Origin of the sequence: Geminicoccus flavidas (assembly GCF_009806515.1) — a bacterium.
Classification (GTDB): domain Bacteria; phylum Pseudomonadota; class Alphaproteobacteria; order Geminicoccales; family Geminicoccaceae; genus Geminicoccus; species Geminicoccus flavidus.
Genome location: NZ_WUJP01000038.1, coordinates 1 through 9,375, shown reverse-complemented (window position 1 = coordinate 9,375; position 9,375 = coordinate 1). Strand labels below are relative to the sequence as shown.

Below are 9,375 nucleotides of genomic sequence, written 5' to 3'. Positions count from 1 at the left end.
CGGCTGCAGCACTACTACCAGTTCCAGGTGATCCTGAAGCCGTCGCCGCCGGACCTGCAGGAGCTCTACCTGCGCTCGCTCTATGCGCTGGGCGTCGATCCGGAGATGCACGACCTGCGCTTTGTCGAGGACGATTGGGAAAGTCCGACACTCGGCGCCTGGGGCCTCGGTTGGGAGGTCTGGTGCGATGGGATGGAGGTCAGCCAGTTCACCTATTTCCAGCAAGTGGGCGGCATCGACTGCCGGCCGGTGTCGGGCGAGCTGACCTACGGGCTGGAGCGGCTCGCCATGTACATCCAGGGCGTGGAGAACGTCTACGACCTGGACTTCAACGGCAAGGGCTTCACCTACGGCCAGGTCTTCCACCAGGCCGAGCGCGAATATTCGGCGTTCAACTTCGAGTACGCCGACACCGAGATCCTGTTCCGCCACTTCGACGATGCGGAACGGCACTGCCAGAGCATCCTGGCGCGGAACCTGCCGCTGCCGGCCTACGACCAGTGCCTGAAGGCCAGCCACCTGTTCAACCTCCTGGACGCACGCGGCGTCATCTCGGTGACCGAGCGGCAAGCCTATATCGGCCGGGTGCGGGCATTGGCCAAGGGCTGCGCCGAGGCATGGCTCGCCACCCAGACCGGGGAGGCGGCCCGTGGCTGAGCTGCTGCTCGAGTTGTTCTCCGAAGAGATCCCGGCGCGAATGCAGGACCAGGCGCGCGCCGACCTGGCGCGCCTGATCGGGGCAGGGCTGGCCGAGGCCGGGCTCAGCCCCGTCGACATCCGCAGCTTCGCCACGCCGCGCCGCCTGGCGCTGGTGGCGGATGGGCTGCCCGCCCGCCAGGCGGACCGGGTGGTCGAGAAGCGCGGGCCCAGGGTGGATGCGCCCCAGCGCGCGAAGGACGGCTTCTTCGCCAGCCTGGCCGGCCAGGACTACCGACTGGAGGAGCGCGACGAGGGCAAGAAGGGCGTGGTGCTCTATGCGCTCTCCGACCAGCCAGGTCTGCCGGCCGGCCAGGTCGTCAAGCCGCTGGTCGAGCGGGTGCTGGCGCAGTTTCCCTGGGCGAAATCCATGCGCTGGGGCACGGGCGAGGCGCGCTGGGTGCGCCCGCTCCAGTCCATCCTCTGCGTCCTGGACGGCGAGGTAGTGCCGGTGGAATTCGCCGGCCTGGTCGCCGGCCGCACCAGCTTCGGCCATCGCTTTATGGCGCCAGGACCGATCGAGGTCACAAGCTTCGCCGACTTCGCGACGAAGCTGGAGGCGGCCAAGGTCATGCTCGACCAGGACCGGCGCCGCGAGCTGATCCTCGCCAGGGCCGCTGAGCTGGCCAGCGGCGCCGGGCTGACGCTGGAGCAGGATCCTGGCCTCGTCGAGGAGCTCAAGGGACTGGCGGAGTGGCCGGTGCCGCTGATCGGCCGGATCGAGGCCAGCTTCATGGAGCTGCCGGCCGAAGTGCTGGTGACCTCCATGCGCGAGCACCAGAAATACCTCGCCACCCGCAGGGCCGACGGCTCGCTGGGCGACCGGTTCGTGTTCGTCGCCAACCGTGAGACGCTGGACGGCGGTGCTGCGGTGATAGCCGGCAACGAACGGGTGCTGCGCGCGCGGCTGTGGGATGCCAAGTTCTTCTGGGCCAAGGACCGCGAGCAGCCACTGGAGGCTCGCCTGCCGCAGCTCGGCCGCATGGTGTTCCATGCCGAGCTCGGCACACTCGAGGCCAAGGTCCAGCGTCTGGTGGCGCTGGCCGGCTTCATCGCCGGCCTGATCCCCGAGGGCGACCGGCTGGCGGCGGAGCGGGCGGCCCTGCTGGCCAAGTGCGACCTCGTGACCGGCATGGTCGGTGAGTTCCCGGAGCTCCAGGGGGTGATGGGCGGCTATTATGCTCGTCACCAGGGTGAGCCGGACGCGGTGGCCCAGGCCGTGGCGGAGCATTATGCGCCCAAGGGTCCGGACGACCTCTGCCCGTCCGCTCCTGTTTCGGTCGCGGTGGCGCTGGCCGACAAGATCGACACGCTGACCGGCTTCTTCGCCGCCGGCATCCGGCCGACCGGCTCGAAGGACCCGTTCGCCCTGCGCCGTGCAGCGCTGGGCGTGATCCGGCTGATCGTCGAGAACCGGCTGCGCCTGCCGCTCCTGGAGCTGTTCGCCCAGGCGCATAGGCTCTATGGCCAGCGCTTCTCAGGTGTCGACGCGGCAGCACTCAGCCGGGAGCTGCTGGGCTTCTTCATCGACCGCCTGCAGGTCCAGCAGCGGGCTTCGGGCGTCCGGCACGACCTGATCCTGGCGGTGGTGGCCCAGGGCGGTGACGACGATCTGGTGCGGATCCTGGCCCGGGTGGCTGCGCTGCAGGGCTTTCTGGCCACCGAGGACGGCGCCAACCTCCTGGCCGCCTGGCGCCGTGCCACCAATATCGTGCGGATCGAGGAGAAGAAGGACCGGGCCAGCTATGCCGGCCGCCCGGCCGCGGATCTGCTGGTCGATCCGGCCGAGCGAACACTGGCTGCAGGCCTGGATGCCGCTGGCAGCGAGATCGATTCGGCGCTGGCGGCCGAGGATTACGGCCGCGCCATGGCGGCGCTCGCGGCCCTGCGTCCCGTGCTGGACCAGTTCTTCGACAAGGTGCTGGTGAACGTGGATGATGCCGCCCTGCGGCGAAATCGACTGTTCCTGTTGTCCACCATTCAGGCTGCACTAAGTGCGGTAGCGGATTTCGGCGCGGTCGAGGACAGTCCGGGCGCAGCCGCCCGGACCTGAGACGGACGGCTGCACGGCAGCAAGGGGACGAGGTTGAGCATGGCGCAATGGGTCTACGGCTTTGGCGGCGGCTCGGCCGAAGGTGCTGCGGGCATGAAGCAGCTCTTGGGCGGCAAGGGCGCCAACCTCGCCGAGATGGCCAAGCTGGGCCTGCCGGTGCCGCCGGGCTTCACCATCACCACCGAGGTCTGCGCGCACTACTACGCCAACGGGAAGAACTACCCGGCCGAGCTGGCCGACCAGGTTGCGGCAGCGCTGGGCAGGGTCGAGCAGATGCTCGGCCGCGGTTTCGGTGATCCCGAGCAGCCGCTGCTGGTCTCGGTCCGCTCCGGCGCGCCAGTCTCCATGCCGGGCATGATGGACACCGTCCTAAATCTCGGCCTGAACGACCGGACCGTCGAGGGGCTCGCCAAGGGCAGCGGCGACCGCCGCTTCGCCTTCGACAGCTACCGCCGCTTCATCCAGATGTTCGGCGACGTGGTGCTGGGTGTCGACCACTACCTCTTCGAGGAGGCGCTGGAGGACCTCAAGCGCGACCGCAGCGCCAGGTTCGACACCGACCTCGGCGCCGAGGACCTGGAGGAACTGGTCCGCCAGTATCAGGCGATCGTCCGGAAGGAGACCGGCCGGCCGTTTCCCGAGGACCCCAAGGACCAGCTCTGGGCGGCGATCGGTGCGGTGTTCGGCTCCTGGATGACGCCGCGCGCCGTCACCTACCGGCGGCTCCACGACATCTCCGCCGCCATGGGCACGGCCGTCACCGTGCAGGCCATGGTGTTCGGCAACATGGGCAATGACTGCGCCACGGGCGTGGCGTTCACCCGCAACCCGTCCACCGGCGAGAACGCCTATTACGGCGAGTTCCTGGTCAACGCCCAGGGCGAGGACGTGGTCGCCGGCATCCGCACGCCGCAGCCGCTCACCCGCAGGATGGGAGAGCAGGACGGCAATGACCTGCCGTCCATGGAGGAGGTGCTGCCCCAGTCCTATGCTGAGCTCACGGCGCTCTTCCAGAAACTGGAAGGGCACTACCGGGAGATGCAGGACATCGAGTTCACCATCGAGAAGGGCAAGCTGTTCGTCCTGCAGACCCGCACCGGCAAGCGCACCGCGCAGGCAGCGCTCAAGATCGCGGTGGAGATGGCGCAGGCCGGCATCCTCACCGAGGAGGAGGCGGTGCTCCGGGTGGACCCGGCCTCCCTCGACCAGTTGCTCCATCCGACCCTCGACCCCAAGGCCGAGAAGACCATCCTGTGCAAGGGCCTGCCGGCCTCACCGGGTGCGGTGTCCGGCAAGGTCGTGTTCTCGGCGGACGTGGCCGAGCGCCGGGCCGCGGCCAGCGAGAAGGTGATCCTGGTCCGGATCGAGACCTCGCCCGACGACATCCACGGCATGCATGCGGCGGAAGGCATCCTCACCAGCCGGGGCGGCATGACCAGCCACGCGGCGGTGGTGGCACGCGGCATGGGCAAGGCCTGCGTGTGCGGGGCCGGCGACCTGCTGATCGACTACGAGAATCGCTGCTTCTACGTGCGCGGCACCAAGGTGGTCGAGGGCGACCTGATTACGGTGGACGGCGGCAGCGGCACGGTGATGCTGGGCAAGGTGCCGACCGTGGAGCCGCAGCTCTCCGGCGAGTTCGCCACGCTGATGGAGTGGGCCGACCGCGCGCGCACCCTCAAGGTCCGCACCAATGCCGAGACGCCGCTGGATGCGCGCGCGGCGCGGCGGTTCGGCGCCGAGGGCATCGGGCTTTGCCGCACCGAGCACATGTTCTTCCAGGACGAGCGCATCCTGGCGATGCGCGAGATGATCCTGGCCGAGGACGGGGCAGGGCGCACCCGTGCCCTGTCCAAGATCCTGCCAATGCAGCGCCGAGACTTCGTCGAGCTGTTCACCATCATGCAGGGCCTGCCAGTTACCATCCGGCTGCTCGACCCGCCGCTGCACGAGTTCCTGCCGCATGAGCCGCACGAGATCACCGAGGTGGCGGCGGCTGCCGGGGTCGAGCCCAAGGTGGTCAAGCGGCGCTTGGCCGAGCTCACCGAGGCCAACCCGATGCTGGGCCTGCGTGGCTGCCGGCTGGGCGTGCTGTTCCCCGAGATCTACGAGATGCAGGCGCGCGCCATCTTCGAGGCGGCGGTCGAGGTCTGGGGCAGGACGGGCGAGACCGTCATTCCGGAGGTGATGATCCCGCTGATCGGCATGGCGCGCGAGCTGGAGCTGATCAAGGGCCGGGTCGAAGCGACGGCGCGGCAGGTGATCGGCGAGAGCGGCCGCGAGCTGACCTATCTGATCGGGACGATGATCGAGCTGCCGCGGGCAGCACTGCAGGCCGCCGCCATCGCCGAGCACGCCGCCTTCTTCAGCTTCGGCACCAACGACCTGACCCAGATGGCGCTGGGCCTGTCGCGCGACGACAGCGGCAAGTTCATGGAGCGCTACCTGCAGGAAGGCATCTTCCAGGCCGACCCGTTCCAGACCTTGGACCAGGACGGCGTGGGCGAGCTGATCCGGATCGCCAAGGAGCGCGGCCGGGCGAAGCGGCCGGACCTCAAGCTCGGCATCTGCGGCGAGCATGGCGGCGATCCCGCCTCCGTGGCCTTCTGCCACGAGGTCGGCCTGGACTATGTGTCCTGCTCGCCCTACCGCGTGCCGATCGCCCGGCTGGCGGCAGCCCAGGCGGCGATCCGCACCCGGCCGAACTAGCCAGGCGGTAGCCAGGCCGGCCGGCGCACCTGGAGCCGGCTAGCACCGGCGCTGAGCTCCTGGTCGGCTGCTTCCAGCCGCACCAGCGCCAGTCCCAGCTCCCCGCAGGAGGAGCGCATCTCGCCGGCCTCGCGGCCGTCCGGGCCCAGCAGTGGCGTGCCCGGAGGCGGAGCTTCGCCATCGATCGCCACCGGCAGGAGCCGCTTCTTCAGGAGGCCGCGATACTTCATGCGCGCGGTGAGTTCCTGCCCGACATAGCAGCCCTTGGCGAAGTCTACGCCGCCCAGCTCGTCGAAGCCGGCTTCCAGGAGGGTGGTCTTTTCGACCACTAGGTCGTGGGTGCCGTCTGGCACGCCCGCGGCCAGCCGGGCGCGGTCCCAGTCCGTGAAACTGCCGGGCCGGGCCATCGGCAGCTCCGGCATTCGGTCGCTCACCATCCGCACACCGAGTTCCACGGGCCGCGGGTCCACGGCAGCGATGCCGCCCGGCACGGAACGGCAGGCACCTGGCTCCGAAGGAAGGCCGACGGCGGCCGCAGCACCGCCGCCCAGCAGCGCGAACACCCGCAGCGCCGGTTCCGGCTGCTCGATGGTGACCTTGGCACGCAGCCGGTAGAGGGTGAGGCGCCGCAGGAGGTCGGCCGCGAGTTCGGCCTCCGTATCCAGCAGGAAGCTGTCCTCGGACGGGTAGAGGAAGAAGTCGGCCAGGTACTTGCCCTGAGGGGTGAGCAGGGCGCTCCAAACGGCATGCCCGCCAGCCACCCGGGTCACGTCGGCGCTGACCAGGTTCTGCAGGAAGCCGGTGCGGTCCGGGCCGCCGATGCGGAGCACCGCGCGCCCGTCCAGTTCGACGGCGACCAGACCGTCCATGCTTCCTCCTCGGTTCTGCTGCCCATCCGTGGGGAATGTCGGGTCGATCGACCGGTGGTGCAAGCCGCGGCGCTAGAGCAATGCCAGGAGGCGGCGCTCCAGGCGCTGGGACTGGCGCACCGCGTCGAACTCCGCGCGCACCGAATGCAGCGCCTGGTCGCGCAGGCGCTGCCAGAGATGCTCGTCGCCGGCAAGCCGGCCGATCGCGTCCGCCAGGGCCGCGACGTCGCCTTCGGCCGCGAGCAAGCCAGTTACGTCGTGGCTCACCGCCTCCGGGATTCCGGCATGGCGGGTCGCGATCACCGGCAGGCCGCGCGCCTGCGCCTCGAGCACCACGGTCGGCAGGCCCTCGGCATCGCCGCTGGCCGCCACCCGGCTCGGCACCAACAGGGCCATGGCCTCCGCCATGGCGGCCGCGACCTGGTCCGGTTGCTGCCAGCCCAGGAAGCGGACAGGGTGACCGGAGGCGGCGGCCGCCAGGTCGGCGCGCAAGGGGCCGTCTCCGATCACGTCCAGTTCCACATCGTGGCCCCGGACACGCGCGGCGGCCAGGGCCGCGATGGCATCGGCAAAACCCTTCTTGGGCACCAGGCGGCCGACGCACAGCAGCCGGTTGCCGCGCGGCCGGGTGGCCGGCGGCATGGGCGGCATCTCCACGCCCAGATGATGGACGCTCAGCAGGTCCTCGCGCACGCCGCGCTCCAGCAGGAGCCGGCGCACAAAGCCTGAGACGCATAGAAACTTGCTGGCCTCGCGCTGCAGGTCCGGCCAGCGCCGCTGGAAGATCGTGCGGAACGGCCAGGAACGGCGGAAATGGCTGCGCTTGCTGGCATCGCCGCCATGGAACGTCACCACCAGCGGCACGCCCAGCGCCCGGGCGATCGGTAGTGCTAGGGCACCACCGCGGCCGAACTGGGCATGGACGATGCGCACGTCATGGCCGCGCGCCCAGCGCAGGAGCCGGTCCGGGACGATCCCGGCCTGGCGGAACAGGGGCACCTGCCAGGGCTGCACGCCGGGCAACGCGCCCAGGATTGCAGCCTCGTGCGTCAGGTCGGTGAAGCCGGCGTCGCGGCGGCAACCCAGGAATACCGGGCGCAGCTCGGTGAACGCCAGATACTGGCGGGGGACGAATCCTTCCGGCGGCGCCAGCAGGCGATCCCGGTAGACGAGCACGGCGGGTGTGGGTGTGTCGGGCACGACGGTATATTACCGGGTAGACTAGTTATGACATATCGGGAACGCTTCGCACGGGTGGATGTTCATCCTACACCCGCGCCGCCGTAGGACATATGCGCGGCGAACATCCAGACCCGAGGAGTTCAGCCATGTCGATCCGCCGTATCCTGTTCACCATGATGATGCTCGGCCTCATGGCCGGCTCCCTTGCTGCCTGCAACACCATCAGCGGTGCCGGCGAGGACATCAGCGCCGGCGGTGACGCGCTCTCTGACAGTGCCGAGGACGTCAAGGACCAGCTGTAAGCACGACAGCGCCGTCCTGGCGGGCGGTCCGGTGCGGCCGGCCACCGGGACGGCGCACCTTTCAGTGCGCCAGGATCTGGCTGAGAAACAGCTTGGTCCGGTCGCTGCGCGGGTTGCCGAAGAATTCGGTTGGCGCTGCCTGCTCGACGACCTCGCCCTTGTCCATGAACACCACGAAGTCTGCGACCGCCTTGGCGAAGCCCATCTCGTGGGTCACGCAGATCATGGTCATGCCTTCGTTGGCCAGCGACACCATGGTGTCCAAGACCTCCTTGACCATTTCCGGGTCGAGCGCCGAGGTCGGCTCATCGAACAGCATGATCTGCGGTTTCATGCACAAGGCCCGGGCGATCGCGACACGCTGCTGCTGGCCGCCCGAGAGCTGGCCCGGATATTTGTCGGCCTGCTCGGGAATGCGCACCCGTTCCAGGTAATGGCGCGCGATCGCCTCCGCCTCCGCCTTGGGAGTCTTGCGCACCCAGATCGGCGCCAGCGTCAGGTTCTCCAGCACGGTCAGATGCGGGAACAGGTTGAAGTGCTGGAACACCATGCCGACCTCGCGGCGGATCGCGTCGACGTTCTTCACGTCCGAGGTCAGCTCGATCCCGTTCACCACGATGCGGCCCTGCTGGTGCTCCTCCAGCCGGTTGATGCAGCGGATCATGGTCGACTTGCCGGAGCCCGACGGCCCGCAGACCACGACCTTCTGCCCCTTCTCGACGGACAGGTTTACATTCCGGAGCACGTGGAACTGGCCGTACCACTTGTTGACCTGGTCCAGCTGGATCATAGCCCCGCTGCTCATGCGCGCCCTCTCCGTCAATGCTTGTGGCCGGTATGCAGCTTGCGCTCCAGGCGCTGGCTGTACCGGGACATGGCGTAGCAGAAGATCCAGAAGCCGAACCCCGCAGCGACATAGGTCTCGATTGAGCGGCCCAGCCATTCCGGGCTGGCCACGATCATTCGGGCGATGCCCAGCAGGTCGTAGAGCCCCATGATCAGCACCAGCGAGGTATCCTTGAACAGGCCGATGAAGGTGTTGACGATGCCGGGGATCACGAGACGCAGCGCCTGCGGCAGGATGATCAGCCCCATGCTCTGCCAGTAGCTCAGCCCCATCGCCTCTGCGGCCTCGTATTGGCCCTTGGGGATCGCCTGCAGGCCGCCACGGATCACCTCAGCCATGTAGGCGCCGCTGAAGATCGACACGCCGATCAATGCCCGTGCCAGCTTGTCGATCGACCAGCCCGGCGGGAAGAACAGCGGCAGCATGACCGAGGCCATGAACAGCACGGTGATCAGCGGCACGCCGCGGACGATCTCGATCAGCGTCACGCACAGGGCCTTGATGATCGGCATGTTGGAGCGCCGGCCGAGTGCCAGCAGGATGCCGATCGGCAGGCTGGCAGCGATGCCGACGAACGAGATCAGCAGGGTCAGGAACAAGCCGCCCCAGAGATTGGTCTCGACCAGCTGGAGGCCACCCCAGCCGCCCTCCAGGATCAGGCTGGCCACGATCGGCAGGACGATCAGCACCCCTGCCCCGTAGAGCAGCTTCTGCTTC

At 68.8% G+C, this 9,375-nt stretch carries 8 protein-coding genes; 4 read left to right on the top strand and 4 right to left on the bottom strand.

The genetic code is table 11. The features are described 5' to 3' along the window. The 3 genes from EQG76_RS00925 to ppdK form a co-directional block, all read left to right on the top strand. On the top strand, positions 1-657 hold a 657-nt coding region (locus EQG76_RS00925), incomplete at its 5' end, for a glycine--tRNA ligase subunit alpha (protein WP_159709762.1). Next, positions 650-2,749 (top strand): glycine--tRNA ligase subunit beta, encoded by a 2,100-nt coding sequence (glyS, locus tag EQG76_RS00920; RefSeq protein WP_159709760.1) that lies wholly within the window; start codon positions 650-652, stop codon positions 2,747-2,749. The genes EQG76_RS00925 and glyS, both read left to right, overlap by 8 nt. A gap of 39 nt (positions 2,750-2,788) precedes the next feature. Next, on the top strand, positions 2,789-5,458 hold the full coding sequence (gene ppdK / locus EQG76_RS00915) for a pyruvate, phosphate dikinase (RefSeq protein ID WP_159709758.1): 2,670 nt from the start codon (positions 2,789-2,791) through the stop codon (positions 5,456-5,458). On the opposite strand, the gene ygfZ is transcribed toward ppdK, so the two are convergent. Next, the gene (gene ygfZ / locus EQG76_RS00910) at positions 5,455-6,327 is read right to left on the bottom strand and encodes a CAF17-like 4Fe-4S cluster assembly/insertion protein YgfZ (RefSeq protein WP_159709756.1); all 873 of its coding nucleotides are present in this window, start codon (positions 6,325-6,327) and stop codon (positions 5,455-5,457) included. The two genes, ppdK and ygfZ, sit on opposite strands and share 4 nt — an antisense overlap. A 72-nt stretch (positions 6,328-6,399) precedes the next feature. Beyond that, positions 6,400-7,527: a glycosyltransferase gene (locus EQG76_RS00905; protein ID WP_159709754.1), complete on the bottom strand. Its 1,128-nt coding sequence runs from the start codon at positions 7,525-7,527 to the stop codon at positions 6,400-6,402. A 128-nt stretch (positions 7,528-7,655) separates the two neighbouring features. Between EQG76_RS00905 and EQG76_RS00900 the strand changes: the two genes are divergently transcribed. Next, the gene (locus tag EQG76_RS00900; protein WP_159709752.1) at positions 7,656-7,811 is read left to right on the top strand and encodes an entericidin A/B family lipoprotein; all 156 of its coding nucleotides are present in this window, start codon (positions 7,656-7,658) and stop codon (positions 7,809-7,811) included. 61 nt (positions 7,812-7,872) lie between these two features. Here EQG76_RS00900 and EQG76_RS00895 read toward each other — a convergent pair whose 3' ends face one another. Together EQG76_RS00895 and EQG76_RS00890 are read right to left on the bottom strand one after the other, a co-directional pair. Continuing rightward, complete coding sequence (locus tag EQG76_RS00895; RefSeq protein WP_321573421.1) at positions 7,873-8,616, bottom strand: amino acid ABC transporter ATP-binding protein; 744 nt, start codon at positions 8,614-8,616, stop codon at positions 7,873-7,875. Positions 8,617-8,630: 14 nt separating this feature from the next. Continuing rightward, a partial coding sequence (locus EQG76_RS00890; protein WP_159709750.1) for an amino acid ABC transporter permease occupies positions 8,631-9,375 on the bottom strand: 745 nt, incomplete at its 5' end.

What these genes read in the sequence shown, in the direction of transcription:
- ppdK (WP_159709758.1), top strand. Translation starts at nt 2,789, where the DNA reads ATGGCGCAATGGGTCTACGGCTTTGGCGGCGGCTCGGCCGAAGGTGCT.
- ygfZ (WP_159709756.1), bottom strand. Translation starts at nt 6,327, where the DNA reads ATGGACGGTCTGGTCGCCGTCGAACTGGACGGGCGCGCGGTGCTCCGC.
- EQG76_RS00900 (WP_159709752.1), top strand. Translation starts at nt 7,656, where the DNA reads ATGTCGATCCGCCGTATCCTGTTCACCATGATGATGCTCGGCCTCATG.
- EQG76_RS00895 (WP_321573421.1), bottom strand. Translation starts at nt 8,616, where the DNA reads ATGAGCAGCGGGGCTATGATCCAGCTGGACCAGGTCAACAAGTGGTAC.